The organism is Psychrobacter cibarius, from assembly GCF_904845955.1.
In the GTDB taxonomy this organism is placed as follows: Bacteria; Pseudomonadota; Gammaproteobacteria; order Pseudomonadales; family Moraxellaceae; genus Psychrobacter; species Psychrobacter cibarius_B.
The window spans coordinates 1-13,059 of record NZ_CAJGYX010000003.1; the positions used below are offsets into that span (position 1 = coordinate 1).

The window sequence follows — 13,059 nt, forward strand, 5'->3', positions numbered from 1 at the left end:
AGCCTGCCGCAACCTTTACCATGGCATCAGGCATAGCGTAGCCGATGCCCAACGACATATCGTCGATACGGTTTATGAAAAATTTGCGATTCAGTTAGCGCGTGAGCCAGTTTGGGTAAATACTGACGGCTCTATTGGGTATGATGAGCATGTGGTCTAAGCGGCTATTATCTAAGCGACTATGGCGTTATTACCTGCGTTCAGCTGAGCGTATGATAAAGCTATTTCGCATTATTAATATTACCTTTTTACTTGGTTCAACGACTGTTATTTTAGTACTCATCAGCCTATTCACGCCGCTGTTCTCCCAAGCGATTGTTTATCTATTTACGCTTTTGCCATTGCCCAGTTTACCCTCTGCTGCCTTGAGTTCACCGCCTACCGCTTATGTGGTGTTAGGCGGCGGACTAACCAACGATCATGACAATCAGATTATTCTTAATAGCTACAGCCTCAACCGTGCCCGTACCGCTGCCAGCGCTTATCACGACTTACCCCTACCTATTGTACTAAGCGGTGCTGAAGCGCCGTGGCTTGGTCAATGGCTCATTGAGCATGGTATTGATGGGCTGATAAGTGAAAATGCCAGTATGAATACCTGCGAAAATGCGCGTTTTACCGCCAAACGTATTCCACTGCATCATGTGTATCTCATTACTGACAGCTACCATATGGCACGTGCTCGTAGACAGTTTGCCTTAAACGGTATCAATAGCACACCACTTAGCGCCCCTTTACCAGTGAGCCGTGACTGGATGAAACCTGCGCAAAACTTAAGTCATTCTCGACGCGCTGTTTATGAGGTTGCTGCTTATTTACGCGATGTGATACGTCCTCAAATGAATTGTCGTCATGCCAACGACGTGACCTCACAGCAGCTGTTAACCCCTAGAGGTAACGCAGCAAAAAAACCTGACGAATAAAGTTCAATACCAGCAGGTAGCCAGTTCAATATCTTTTGAGAACTTACCCTAATCACTACCGGTCATCCACTATACTTGTGATGAGTGTATAATAATAAAAGAAAATGCTATTTAAGAGAGTTACCATGCTCAGTATATTTTTGTTAATTCCATTAAGTCTCATGCTGTTTGTGGTTGCCATTTGGGCGGTACGCTATGCGGTCAAATCATACCAGTTTGAAGATTTGGACAATGCATCACAGCGCATCATATTGGATGATCGCCAAGAGCGACGGCAGACCATACAGGCTCATGATTACTCAGCGCCTATTTCGCAGAATGACGATACCACAGTGACTGATATAGTCGCTGATGATAAGGTGAGCCATATTGATATAGAGTCAATTGATCATGCTGACCTTGATAAACAGCCAAAAAGCTAGCATTGAGCCACCTTATCTATAGTAGAAGCTATTTAAAGTGTAATATATGGCAACCGAGCGCAAATAGTACGACTTAGTACATTGAACGAGGTGGATGCCGTAACCACTTATCAAGGCTTGGACTATCTGCGCAGCCTACTGTTAAGTGTTGGTTAAATGCCGATTGTATGCGTAGGTTTGCTTTTCATTTTTTAGGAGAATCGCCCCATGACCACCGCTTTACTTGTTGCGGCACTACTGATGGGATTTTTTGGTTCACCGCATTGCTTAGGCATGTGTGGCGGTCTGGTGACAGCATTTGGGCTATCGATGAAAGACGTCAGCCCTACCAAGCGCCGTGCTCTTGTGGCAACTTACCATTTAGGTCGTTTAACCAGTTACGCATTTTTGGGTTTGATGGCAGGCCTGATTGGCACCACTGTGCTAGAACCCTTAATGAAAGGTAATAGTACGCCACGTATCTTGCTAGGCTTGGTGTTAGTGTTCGTCGGCGTGACCATGCTTGGCGCACCATTTTTAAAAAATCTTGAGCGTTTTGGTATGCGATTTTGGCAATATCTCAGCCCACTTCGTCAAAAAGTATTTCCACTCAATACCTTTCCGCGAGCATTAACGGCTGGACTGCTTTGGGGATTTTTGCCTTGCGGATTGGTTTATGGTGCATTATTACTTGCAGTGGTCGCTCACAATCCACTAAGCGGTGCAGCACTCATGTTTGTGTTTGGCTTAGGAACCGTACCGATGCTAGTCGCCACGCACGAAACCGTTGGCTGGTTACGTGACAAGATTGGACGTTTTCGCTTGAGACAGCTTAATGGTGCTGTCACGGTATTATCTGGCTTAGCCGTTGTGTTTGTCCCTATAGCAATGTCTAGCATGCATGGTGGGCATGATATGTCCACCATGCAAGGCGATCATATGCAAATGAGCGATTCACAAATGATGGATATGCCGATGGATACAAATATGGATCACAGCAGCCATCATATGATGCCAACTGATAACAGCACAACTCCCCAAGGTATGGATCATAGTATGCATGATATGAGTGATGGCGCGATCAACATGAACCACGATGAACATTCTGAAATGATGGAACAGGCTCAATAGAATCATCGATAATAGATATTATTAAAATCTAAAATCATTTAAAATCAAAATCTGCCATATAAAAAAGCCCTTAACATCAATCATGACGTTGAGGGCTTTTATGATTCCGACAGCTTTACACTATAGTAGAACTGACGGCTTATAAATCACTATTCTTGCCACTGCTCAAGGGTAAACTTAGTATCTAAGTGCTTCTCTAGCGCGGGAATATTAAAAGCATCATCTTCACTCACAAAACTAATGCTGATGCCTGTCTGTCCAGCACGACCCGTACGACCAATACGATGCACGTAATCATCTGGCTGATCAGGCAAAGTATAATTAACCACGTGGCTAACATCATCGACATGGATACCGCGTCCTGCGACATCAGTTGCCACCAAGATAGAAGCATGACCATCTTTAAAACGCTGTAAATACTTTTCGCGTTTTTGTTGAATGACATCGCCTGACAACATCACAATTTTATGCGCTTGACGCAGCTTATGATAGAGACGCTTGACTTGGTCTTTACGATTGGCAAAGACAATTACTTTATCCACTGCCGTATCACTGATGATACGCTGCAACGCTTCTAATTTTTGATCTTCTGTCAGTAAGTAAAAGTGCTGATCGACTAACTCACTGGTTTCATGTTCTGGCTCGATTTCAACAAACTGCGGCTCATGCAACCAGCGATAGGCTAGATTCATCACATCTTGGTTAAAGGTGGCAGAAAACAGTAAGCTTTGACGGTCTGTATTGGCTGGCATCCGACCGACCAAACGCTTGATGTCAGGGATAAAACCCATATCCAGCATGCGATCTGCTTCATCTAACACCAGTACTTCCACTCGATCTAAATAGACCATGCCTTTATTGGCAAGATCAATTAGACGACCAGGTGTCGCGACCAAAATATCAACGTATTGACGCTCAAGCTCATGCTGCTGAGTCTCATAATTGGTGCCACCCATGATACAAACACTGTGTAGCGAAGTATATTTGGTCAAAGCGATACAATCATCAAATATCTGCTGAGCAAGCTCGCGAGTGGGCGCCATAACAACGGCACGTGGCTCACCCAAATAACGCTCTTCATCATTAGTAAAAGGACGCTTGAGTAATGCCTCCATAATAGTCAATAGAAAGGTTGCCGTCTTACCAGTACCCGTCTGCGCCTGTCCAATAGCATCTTGATTTGCCAACGTATGCGGTAATATTTGTGCTTGAATGGGCGTTAATGCCGTAAAACCTAGATCGCTTACGGCACGTAAGGTCGGTGCTGAAAGTGGCAAATCAGTAAACGTGGTAAAATTACTCAAAAAAATATCCTTTTAAATTAATCACTTGTTCATTACTAATAATAAGTAGACTCATGATAAATAGGCTCATGATAACCCGTTATATTGCTATCTAAATTAAGCAGCAACAATATGAAATCTATATATAGCTGACTGAGATACGGGCATAAAAAAAGCCAAGCCTAACGCCTAATCCCACCAAACATGCTGATTTTGACTCAACATGGGTAAGATAAAACGGGCTTGACTCAGTAGTATATCAGTAGTGTCTACAGACATTATAGCTAAACCGCTCTAATGACTGGATAGATTACTCTTCTACTTTTCTGACTTCTTCAGCTTGAAGGCCTTTATCACCTTCTACCACGCTGAATTCGACCTTTTCGCCATCTTTTAGAGAACGATAGCCATCACCTTGAATCGCGCGGAAATGGACAAAAATATCTTCTCCGCTGTCACGTTGAATGAAGCCAAAGCCTTTTGAGTCATTAAACCACTTAACGATACCTTGCTCACGAGCTGACATAATATTGCTTCCTAAAAAAGTCCGCTTAGCCCCAAATTCCTTTGCAACATTGCATATAAACGGGATCTAAGATGATGAAATCAAAGACTTAAGAGTACTATCCTCACTACTATCACCTACATACCGCATCTATAGCAAATAATGGTATGTAGCAACACAGTGAGTATTTACAAACATAACGACTGCCTTACTGATTGCTCTACTTCGGCAGTAGCAACAAAATTGCAATAATTATTGCATAAAAAATATCATAGCACGGGTTTTTAGCAACATAAAGACTTTTAACATGATTTTTTGGCTTTAGCTTTATTTTTCATGTAATTTTTTTATAACCTCGTCATCAAGCTGTTATCATAAAGAGAAAGGTTTGATTAAACTGTGCAATTTTACGCTTATGCCATTTCATGCTTATACAGTATCTAAACCTTATAACAAATAATAAATCCTCAACCTCGTTTCATCGTTATAGAGACCATTATGACCTCTCCTTCTCAGTCTATACCAACCGTCACGCCTTCAAAGAAAAATGCCGATAAAACACTCACTCATAAGTTATTGCTCGTCAATGGGGTCAATTTGAATTTATTGGGTAAGCGCGAACCTGAAATTTATGGTCATACGACACTAGCAGATATCGAGGAACGTCTGATCGCACGCGCAGCTCAGCACGGTATTGAATTGATATGTATACAATCCAATCATGAAGGTAAACTGATAGATGACATTCAATATCATGGACTTTTGGCGGATACCGCCCTCCAAGTAGATGCCATTATCATTAACCCCGCCGCCTTTACTCATACCTCGGTTGCATTACGTGATGCGCTCTTGGCCACACAAAAACCGTTTATCGAGGTGCACTTATCCAATGTGCACGCGCGCGAACCTTTTCGCCATCATTCTTATATAAGCGATGTCGCCGTCGGTGTTATTTGTGGTTTGGGGCATCTGGGTTATCAAATGGCATTGTCCTACTGGCTTGATAGCCTCTACTCTGTCACAATCAGCGACTAATGGTTAATCCTGATAACCGAAAATCATGAATTGTATAACTATGCTTTATCAATAGCACACGAGTTAAACAGCAATTGTTTGACTAAAATACTAAAATTATGGCTGAGCAAACAACCCACTATATGGTGATATGAATGGCAAAATCGTCTGGAAAGCGCTTTATGAAATTGGCTGGCATGACAGCAAGCATTGCCGGCAAAGCAGCTAAAAACTCATTTAAGCACCTCTCAAGTGACGAAGAAAAACGTTTGCAAGCACGCTCAGAGCTGATGCAAGATGTGGGCATTCAGATAGCCGAAACGTTGGGTGAAATGAAAGGCGCGGTGATGAAAGTCGGGCAAATTGCCTCGCAATATAAAGACGTGTTCCCACCAGAAGTGGCGACAGCATTAGAAAAGCTGCAAAAAGATGCGCCGCCCATGCCGTATGCACAGATACGTGCACAAATTGAGCGCGAGCTTAAAGCGCCTGTTACAGAATTATTTAGCGAATTTGAAGAAACACCGTTTGCGGCGGCTTCCATCGGTCAAGTGCATAAAGCCGTTTTGCCATCTGGTCAAAAAGTGGTGGTTAAAGTTCAATATCCTGATGTCGATGAAAACTGTGATAGTGATCTCAAACAAGTACGCATGGCACTGAAAATCGCGGGTGTGCTCAATATGAGCAAACAGTTGCAAGAGCAACTGTTCAACGAGATTCGCCAAAGTTTACATGATGAATTGGACTATATTAAAGAAGCGCATAACTTGCGAGTGTTTGGCGCATTTCATGCAGAAGACAAAGGTCTTATTATTCCTAAAGTCATTAGCAGCCACTCTTCTAAACGGATTTTAACCTTAACAGAAGAGATGGGAGAAACCCTAACCGTCGCGGCGACTTGGGACAATGACATCAAACAACACATAGCCAAGCGCCTGTTCCACTTTACCGCAGGACAACTATTTGGCTTATACCGTATGCACTGTGACCCACATCCCGGCAACTTTGCCTTTCGCAAAGATGGCAGTGTGGTGGCTTATGATTTTGGCGGCATTCGTAGCTATAGTGACAGCGAAGTTCAATTGTTCCGCCGTTTTGCCAAGCATGCCATTAAAGGAGATGTGACTGCCCTTGAGCAGGACCTCATCGCTCTTGATATTCGCCGTGATGACGATAAAAATATCCCTGGAGAGTTTTATGAAAAATGGCTATCCATTGGGCTAAAGCCTCTGTCTATTCAACCTTATCAACAAGGCGCTTTTGATTTTGGTCAAAGTCAGGTTCATCACGAAGTCATTGCTCAAATGCGGACGTCGTTGAAGTACTTTGGTCAATTCCAACCTTCTGCAACCACCATGATGCTAGATCGCACAGTGTCAGGACAATACTGGAACTTGGTCAACCTCGGTGTTGAGATTGACTTATCACCACTCGTTAGTGAATACATTGATATATAACGATATAAAATATAAACATTTACGAAAGCAGACAACGCACAAACACGGCTAAATATGCAAAGCGTGTCCACAACGATCACAGAATTCTGCTGCAATGGCATGACCGAACTTGCCACAATTAGGACAGGTGACGGGATTGAGTTGCGGACGCATATTACGTGCCAGCTCAGAAGTAAAAATCCCCGTTGGCACTGCAATTATCGAATAACCCGTAATCATGACCATGCTCGCAATCGCTTGACCTAGCGGTGTTTTGGGTGACATATCACCGTAACCGACCGTGGTCATGGTGACGACTGCCCAGTAGATAGACAGTGGAATACTGGTAAAGCCATTTTCAGGACCTTCTACCACGTAAATAATCGAGCCGAAAATCGTGACCAATAATACCAGCGACAAAAAGAATACCGTGATTTTTTGCTGACTGGTTTTAAGCGCCGAGGCCAAAAATCCCGCTTGTTGCATATAGGCTTCGAGCTTGAGAACGCGAAACACACGTAAAATACGCAAAACCCGTATCACTAATAGATACTGTACCCCCACAAACATAAGGCTTAGGTAACTTGGTAGCACAGACAATAAATCAACTACCCCAAAAAAACTAAAGACGTAACGCACGCGGTTGGGTGCTGAAAACAACCTGAGCGCATACTCTATCGTGAATAAAATGGTAAAAAACCATTCAGCATAAAAGAATATAGTGCCATATTGCAGGCGCATGTATAGCACACTGTCAAGCATGACCACAGCCACACTGGTCAAAATCGCAATCAATAATACAATATCAAAAAGTTTACCCAAACGGGTATCTGTGCCTTCAATAATAATATGAATGCGGTTGCGCAGGTGGGTAATGGCTTCAGCCGTCGGTTGCTTCATATAGTCAGTAGTATCGAGTCAGTAGCGATATAAAATCAATGGCTTGATGGCAACCAATGATTTAAAATACGCTGGATAAGGCCAAGTTAGTCAAAATAGATAAAATTGGTTTATAATATTGCTCACAGGTCACATGTGAATACAATCACTAAGTTGCCACAGTGTAGCAAAAAAGCACTCTCAACAAAATACAAATCGTTAACGTGTCGGTAGCTCTGTTACTTCAAAGAGATAGTGCAAGCTATATCATAGAAACAGGTGATCTGAGGTGTGTCATCATGCAGATTGAAAAATCTTAAAATGTATAAATACGCTCATTCATGACACACTCATAGTAAAAGATTGTTACTAAACATTTGTTTTAAGCACAATAAATAATACGCAAAACTTAAGGATGTTATATGGCAGGCCATTCAAAATGGGCAAATATTAAACACCGTAAAGCCCGTCAGGATGCGGTAAAAGGTAAAGTATTCACTAAAATTATTCGTGAAATTGTCTCTGCTGCCAAGCAAGGTGATCCTGACCCTAACAAGAATCCGCGCCTACGTGCTGTCATTGAAAAAGCCCTATCTGTCAATATGACGCGAGACACCATCAACCGTGCAGTAGCTCGTGGTACAGGCGGTGATGACAATGACAATATGGACGAAGTAAGCTATGAAGGCTATGGCATCGGCGGCGTTGCAGTACTTGTCGAAACCTTGACTGACGATCTTAACCGAACAGTCAGTGAAGTACGCCACGCCTTTACCAAAAATGAAGGCAATCTAGGTACTACTGGCTCGGTCGCTTATCTATTTAATAAGCGCGGTGAAATCATCTTTAATGATACAAGCCTAGAAGATGAAGTCATGCTAGTGGCATTAGATGCAGGCGCGCTTGATATCGAGAATGATGGTGAAAGCTTGCTCGTCATCACTGAATGGGAAAATTTCGGTCACGTCAAAGATGCGCTTAATGCTGCAGGTTTGGTCTCTGACAATGCTGAAGTGACCATGGCACCGTCTACCAGTGCTGAAATAGACAATGTCGATGATGCGCTAAAAGTCATGAAGATGATTGATATGTTAGAAGATATCGATGATGTGCAAGAAGTTTATAGCAATGTAAACTTCTCAGATGCGGTAATGACCCAACTTGAGCAATAGTTTTATCCCGCAACCCTTTATGTCTCACACATCAAAAAGCCAAACGTTTAAAACGTTTGGCCTTTTTTTGTTTAGCAATATGTGACGAATGCTTCGCTCCTACTAGGTTTTGCAAGTGACACCTTCAAGCGCTAGCAAGTATGTTTTCTTATCTAGTCCGCCTGTATAACCACCAAGCTTGCCATCGCTAGCAATGACACGATGACACGGAACGATAATGCTAAAAGGGTTTTTACTATTAGCATTAGCAACCGCGCGAAACCCCTTGGGACTAGCGACATTTTGTGCTAGTGTCGCATAGCTTATTGTTTCGCCATAGCCAATATCTTGTAACGCTTGCCAAACTCGTTGCTGAAACTTGGTTCCTAAGCTTATATCTAATGGCAAATCGAATGCCTGACGATCACCTTTAAAATACGATTTTAATTGCGCTATAGTCTCTATGAGTAGCGCTTGGGCAGGCTTATTTTCGCTTAGGCTGTCCTCATTGATAAACGTAAAGCTCTGATCGTCAATACCATAATGCTTTTTAAGTTTAGGAATAGATTTTGAGCTGCGCCAAGAGTCACCCGCTTGCAGCCAGTTGACTTCAACCAGCTGAGGACGACTATGCTCATTGACACTCGCAATTAACGTTAGCTGGTGTGCTCCAAAAGCGGCTGTGGTGACTATCATGATGCTTCCTTTCAAATGATGATATTTTCAAAAATCGTTCATCGACTAAGACAACCTATCGAGCGCTACTCTTTATCATCGGTCTCAAATAAGGCGGCGACAAATTGTTTTGGACTAAAGGCACGCAAATCATCAATCGACTCACCAACACCAATATAGCGAATCGGCACATCCGTCGTTTCGGCAATATTGAACACCACACCACCTTTTGCAGTGCCATCTAGTTTGGTAATGGTAATACCGGTTAATGGTACAACTTTGTTAAAGAGTTCTACTTGATTAATCGCATTTTGACCAGTACCTGCATCGAGTACAATCATGCCTTCGTGCGGTGCACTTGGATCCGCTTTACGCATGACGCGTACCACTTTTTCAAGCTCAGCCATCAGATGGGTTTTATTCTGCAAGCGTCCAGCAGTATCAGCGATTAATACATCGATATTTTTTGCTTTGGCAGACTGCATGGCATCAAAGATAACAGAGGCGCTGTCAGAGCCATGACCTTGAGCGACGACTGGAATGTTATTACGCTCACCCCAAATTTGCAGCTGTTCAGTGGCAGCAGCGCGGAAGGTATCGCCAGCCGCCAACATGACGGATTTGCCTTCGCTTTGTAAGCGCTTGGCAAGTTTACCAATTGTCGTGGTTTTACCGACACCGTTGACACCCACAACTAAAATCACAAAAGGTTGTTTACTCGTATCAATAATGAGTGGTGCAACTTTTGGCGTTAAAATATCAACCAGTTCAGTTTGCAACGCTTTATATAATGAATGCGCATAAATCAAATCGCCACGGTCTGTCTGCTCGGTCAGACTTTTGATAATACGATTGGTCGCATTGACACCGATATCGGCAACCAATAACTGATCTTCAACTTCTTCTAATAGCTCATCATCAATCTCTTTGCCACCGATCAAAATACTGACCATACCTTCGGCAAGATTTTTACGCGACTTACTTAGCCCCGTTTTCATGCGGTTAAACCAGCTGCCTTTTTTCTTGTTTTCTTGCAGCTCTGTAGATTCGATTTCTGGTTGAGTGGTCGCTTTTACCGCACTACTCGCAGGACTGACATTTGGGCTATCCCCAAGCTGCTCTTGTAATGGCATGGTTGGGGCAGTAGAAATAGTGCTAAGCTTAGTATCAATATTTTTATTATTATCGTTATCAGCTGAAGAAGCGCTTATAAAGCTTTCAGAGACGTTTTTAGACGTGCTTTGCTCTTCTGTCCTCACAATTGGCGCACCCAAAGCAATGTTTTGTGCCGCATCAGCACTTGAGACATCTTTGTTTATTGTGCTGTCTTTTGCTGATCTTCGATGCTTTTATCGTTGGGCGCTTGGATAGAGCCTGCATCTTCTTTCTCATCGATAATGGGCACAGATTGCGAAGGCAGACTGGGTAAGGTAATATCATCGTCATCTAGGTCATCAAGATTGCCATCGAGATTAATGATTACACGACTGCTATTATTGGAGTTATTCATAAGCTTGCCCTAAAAGTTATCACGGTCAGTTATTTGATTATTTTAAATGGGTCGGTATATCGTCATGTTTTTGCCATGGGTCATGACCCACGACAGTCAATTTTTAGCCTAGTTTATCATAATTCGAGTTGTGCTCAGACCTTACCATCATAGCCTATCGTCAATTTTTGCAAATCTGGCAAGTCACACCATCCCTTTAGAAAGTTTCGCTTAAGATTTGGCAACAAAAATCTGACCTTGCACATGCTAAACTTCGCCTACTCTACCAGAGTTTATTGTAGAGCAAGCCTTATTCCAAAGCTTACCAATTACTTCACTATCGATTACTCAACCCTCATTTTTAGGAATTATCTATGCCTTTACTATCTAATACTGACAAAACGTACGGTAAAAAAGCAATCAGCATCAGCGCAGCTTTATTAGTAGCGACACTGGTGCTATCTGCGACAGGATGCAATACCACCCAAGAATTTAAGCCAACAGCCAGTGTGATGGTTGGGGCACATAAATCTTTATAAAACCTGCTATCTATCGCTAGTATTGAGAGTGATCTAACCACTGATCAATTTACAAGTTGCCATTTTATATAAGTAGAATATACCATGCCACTGCCTTTATCACCGTTGCCCTTACCTACCGCCTCTCTACGTCTTGCCTGTGCCTTAGCAATAGCAACGACTCTTGCTGCTTGCCAAACCAGTACTATCAGCGCCAACACCTTGTCGGCTGCTCAGAAGCCCGTCATTCAAAATACCTTGGGTAAAGATGGGCTAAATACCGCGAAATCAGGTCAAGACTTTCAGCCCTCATCAGCATTGACCATGGACATGTCAGGTCGACACGAATATCAATTAGAAAACGGTCTAAAGGTAGTGGTAAAAGAAGACCATCGCGCACCTGTGGTAATGACTCAAATCTGGTATCGAGTTGGGTCAGCAGATGAGCCACTGGATAAAGGGGGCATCTCGCATTTGCTTGAGCATATGATGTTTAAAGGCACTACTAACGTTTCGAGCGACGACTATGAGCGCTTGATTGCTAAATTTGGCGGCGTCAATAATGCGTTTACCAGCTACGACTATACGGGCTATTACGAGCTATTCCCTGCCAACCGTTTTCCTTTGGCATTAGAGCTAGAAGCGGATCGTATGAAAAACCTACTGTTCAATGAGCAGGAATTTACCAAAGAGCACCAAGTGGTCATGGAAGAGCGCCGCCAACGCACTGATGATAATCCACTTGCCAAGGCTTATGAGTCATTTCGCTTATTGGCGCTCCCGAATAGTCCAAAAGGCGAATCCGTCATTGGTCCGATGGATGAGCTTGAATCCATTACCCTTACAGATTTAAAAGACTGGTATAAAACATGGTACGCACCAAACAATGCAACGTTAGTCGTCGTTGGCGACGTTAAACCGCAAGAAGTGTTGGCTCAAGTCAAACGTTACTTTGGTGAGCTAACACCAAGCGATCTACCTAAACGTCCTGCCGTCAGTCAAAAAGGCTTCCGTGGCTATCAGAAAGTCGACTCCGAGCAAGCCGTACAAGTACCAGTATTATTAATGGGTTATAACGTACCCAGTCTCGTCACCGCCGGCGCAGCTAATGAAAAACAAGCTTATGCGCTCTCACTTGCTCAAGATGTATTAGACGGTGGTCTCTCTGCCCGCCTTGAAAGTCGATTGATACGCGAGCAAGGTCTACTGACCACGGTGGGCACTTCATATGACTTGCTAGATCGTGGCGATGGACTGTTTTTAATACAAGCGACTCCACGTGAAGGTGTCAGCTTAGAGCAAGCACAACAAGCCATTATGGCTGAAATAGAAAAGCTCAAAACCGATCCCATCGCCGCCGATGAAATCGAGCGTGCCAAAACCAATACGGTCACAGGGCTCGTCTATGCGCAAGACAGTATGGAAGGTCAGGCGCAGATGATTGGCTCATTACAGTCTATCGGTCTTGACGATACGCTGCTTGCTGAATTGCCCACCAAACTCGATAGCGTGACGATTACTGACATACAAGCTGCTAGCAAAAAGTATTTGGTAAAGGATAATTTAACAGTGATGCATGTCATCCCACCTAAAAGCCAAGCAGCGACAGAGAAATAATCGTGTCGTGTTAGCTCTTTATTCGATACAAGTGCCA

At 43.2% G+C, this 13,059-nt stretch carries 14 protein-coding genes and 1 pseudogene; 9 read left to right on the forward strand and 6 right to left on the reverse strand.

The features are described from left to right. The 4 genes and pseudogenes from JMV76_RS06745 to JMV76_RS06760 all read left to right on the forward strand — a co-directional run. Positions 1–160: pseudogene (locus JMV76_RS06745) on the forward strand (UDP-N-acetylmuramate dehydrogenase); the annotation flags it as partial. Continuing rightward, positions 150–923, forward strand: coding sequence for a YdcF family protein (locus tag JMV76_RS06750; RefSeq protein ID WP_201502096.1), 774 nt, complete (start codon positions 150–152; stop codon positions 921–923). The pseudogene JMV76_RS06745 and the gene JMV76_RS06750, both read left to right, overlap by 11 nt. A gap of 125 nt (positions 924–1,048) precedes the next feature. Then, complete coding sequence (gene ccoS, locus JMV76_RS06755; protein WP_201502097.1) at positions 1,049–1,345, forward strand: cbb3-type cytochrome oxidase assembly protein CcoS; 297 nt, start codon at positions 1,049–1,051, stop codon at positions 1,343–1,345. Positions 1,346–1,552: 207 nt separating this feature from the next. Then, on the forward strand, positions 1,553–2,455 hold the full coding sequence (locus JMV76_RS06760) for a sulfite exporter TauE/SafE family protein (RefSeq protein WP_201502098.1): 903 nt from the start codon (positions 1,553–1,555) through the stop codon (positions 2,453–2,455). A gap of 149 nt (positions 2,456–2,604) precedes the next feature. On the opposite strand, the gene JMV76_RS06765 is transcribed toward JMV76_RS06760, so the two are convergent. Together JMV76_RS06765 and JMV76_RS06770 are read right to left on the reverse strand one after the other, a co-directional pair. Beyond that, on the reverse strand, positions 2,605–3,759 hold the full coding sequence (locus JMV76_RS06765) for a DEAD/DEAH box helicase (RefSeq protein ID WP_201502099.1): 1,155 nt from the start codon (positions 3,757–3,759) through the stop codon (positions 2,605–2,607). 289 nt (positions 3,760–4,048) lie between these two features. Next, entirely contained in the window at positions 4,049–4,264 is a 216-nt protein-coding gene (locus tag JMV76_RS06770; protein ID WP_011513806.1) for a cold-shock protein, read from the reverse strand. Between the two features lie 477 nt (positions 4,265–4,741). Between JMV76_RS06770 and aroQ the strand changes: the two genes are divergently transcribed. Next, positions 4,742–5,278, forward strand: a complete 537-nt coding sequence (gene aroQ, locus JMV76_RS06775) for a type II 3-dehydroquinate dehydratase (protein WP_201502100.1) — start codon at positions 4,742–4,744, stop codon at positions 5,276–5,278. Positions 5,279–5,412: 134 nt separating this feature from the next. Further along, entirely contained in the window at positions 5,413–6,714 is a 1,302-nt protein-coding gene (locus JMV76_RS06780; protein WP_087815946.1) for an ABC1 kinase family protein, read from the forward strand. Positions 6,715–6,762: 48 nt separating this feature from the next. Here JMV76_RS06780 and JMV76_RS06785 read toward each other — a convergent pair whose 3' ends face one another. After that, a complete protein-coding gene (locus JMV76_RS06785) occupies positions 6,763–7,593 on the reverse strand; it encodes an ion transporter (RefSeq protein WP_201502101.1) in 831 nt (276 codons plus the stop codon). Between the two features lie 401 nt (positions 7,594–7,994). Between JMV76_RS06785 and JMV76_RS06790 the strand changes: the two genes are divergently transcribed. Next, complete coding sequence (locus tag JMV76_RS06790; RefSeq protein ID WP_201502102.1) at positions 7,995–8,744, forward strand: YebC/PmpR family DNA-binding transcriptional regulator; 750 nt, start codon at positions 7,995–7,997, stop codon at positions 8,742–8,744. A 102-nt stretch (positions 8,745–8,846) separates the two neighbouring features. Here the strand turns inward: JMV76_RS06790 and JMV76_RS06795 are convergent, their stop codons facing one another. From JMV76_RS06795 to JMV76_RS06805, 3 genes are all read right to left on the reverse strand, one after another. Beyond that, the gene (locus tag JMV76_RS06795) at positions 8,847–9,419 is read right to left on the reverse strand and encodes a methylated-DNA--[protein]-cysteine S-methyltransferase (protein WP_201502103.1); all 573 of its coding nucleotides are present in this window, start codon (positions 9,417–9,419) and stop codon (positions 8,847–8,849) included. A 65-nt stretch (positions 9,420–9,484) separates the two neighbouring features. Further along, the gene (ftsY, locus tag JMV76_RS06800) at positions 9,485–10,396 is read right to left on the reverse strand and encodes a signal recognition particle-docking protein FtsY (RefSeq protein ID WP_227690243.1); all 912 of its coding nucleotides are present in this window, start codon (positions 10,394–10,396) and stop codon (positions 9,485–9,487) included. Between the two features lie 317 nt (positions 10,397–10,713). Next, positions 10,714–10,908: a hypothetical protein gene (locus JMV76_RS06805; RefSeq protein ID WP_201502105.1), complete on the reverse strand. Its 195-nt coding sequence runs from the start codon at positions 10,906–10,908 to the stop codon at positions 10,714–10,716. A gap of 353 nt (positions 10,909–11,261) precedes the next feature. Here JMV76_RS06805 and JMV76_RS06810 point away from each other — a divergent pair, with 353 nt between their 5' ends. Together JMV76_RS06810 and JMV76_RS06815 are read left to right on the forward strand one after the other, a co-directional pair. Beyond that, positions 11,262–11,426, forward strand: a complete 165-nt coding sequence (locus tag JMV76_RS06810) for a hypothetical protein (RefSeq protein ID WP_201502106.1) — start codon at positions 11,262–11,264, stop codon at positions 11,424–11,426. A gap of 84 nt (positions 11,427–11,510) precedes the next feature. Then, positions 11,511–13,022 carry a M16 family metallopeptidase gene (locus tag JMV76_RS06815; RefSeq protein WP_201502107.1) on the forward strand — a complete coding sequence of 504 codons (1,512 nt, stop codon included), beginning with the start codon at positions 11,511–11,513 and terminating at the stop codon, positions 13,020–13,022. Positions 13,023–13,059 lie beyond the last annotated feature (37 nt).

Bases quoted from the DNA above. Each gene is read 5' to 3' on its own strand.
- JMV76_RS06750 (WP_201502096.1), top strand. From the start codon at position 150: ATGTGGTCTAAGCGGCTATTATCTAAGCGACTATGGCGTTATTACCTG.
- ccoS (WP_201502097.1), top strand. From the start codon at position 1,049: ATGCTCAGTATATTTTTGTTAATTCCATTAAGTCTCATGCTGTTTGTG.
- JMV76_RS06760 (WP_201502098.1), top strand. From the start codon at position 1,553: ATGACCACCGCTTTACTTGTTGCGGCACTACTGATGGGATTTTTTGGT.
- JMV76_RS06770 (WP_011513806.1), bottom strand. From the start codon at position 4,264: ATGTCAGCTCGTGAGCAAGGTATCGTTAAGTGGTTTAATGACTCAAAA.
- aroQ (WP_201502100.1), top strand. From the start codon at position 4,742: ATGACCTCTCCTTCTCAGTCTATACCAACCGTCACGCCTTCAAAGAAA.
- JMV76_RS06780 (WP_087815946.1), top strand. From the start codon at position 5,413: ATGGCAAAATCGTCTGGAAAGCGCTTTATGAAATTGGCTGGCATGACA.
- JMV76_RS06785 (WP_201502101.1), bottom strand. From the start codon at position 7,593: ATGAAGCAACCGACGGCTGAAGCCATTACCCACCTGCGCAACCGCATT.
- JMV76_RS06790 (WP_201502102.1), top strand. From the start codon at position 7,995: ATGGCAGGCCATTCAAAATGGGCAAATATTAAACACCGTAAAGCCCGT.
- JMV76_RS06795 (WP_201502103.1), bottom strand. From the start codon at position 9,419: ATGATAGTCACCACAGCCGCTTTTGGAGCACACCAGCTAACGTTAATT.
- ftsY (WP_227690243.1), bottom strand. From the start codon at position 10,396: ATGAAAACGGGGCTAAGTAAGTCGCGTAAAAATCTTGCCGAAGGTATG.
- JMV76_RS06805 (WP_201502105.1), bottom strand. From the start codon at position 10,908: ATGAATAACTCCAATAATAGCAGTCGTGTAATCATTAATCTCGATGGC.
- JMV76_RS06810 (WP_201502106.1), top strand. From the start codon at position 11,262: ATGCCTTTACTATCTAATACTGACAAAACGTACGGTAAAAAAGCAATC.
- JMV76_RS06815 (WP_201502107.1), top strand. From the start codon at position 11,511: ATGCCACTGCCTTTATCACCGTTGCCCTTACCTACCGCCTCTCTACGT.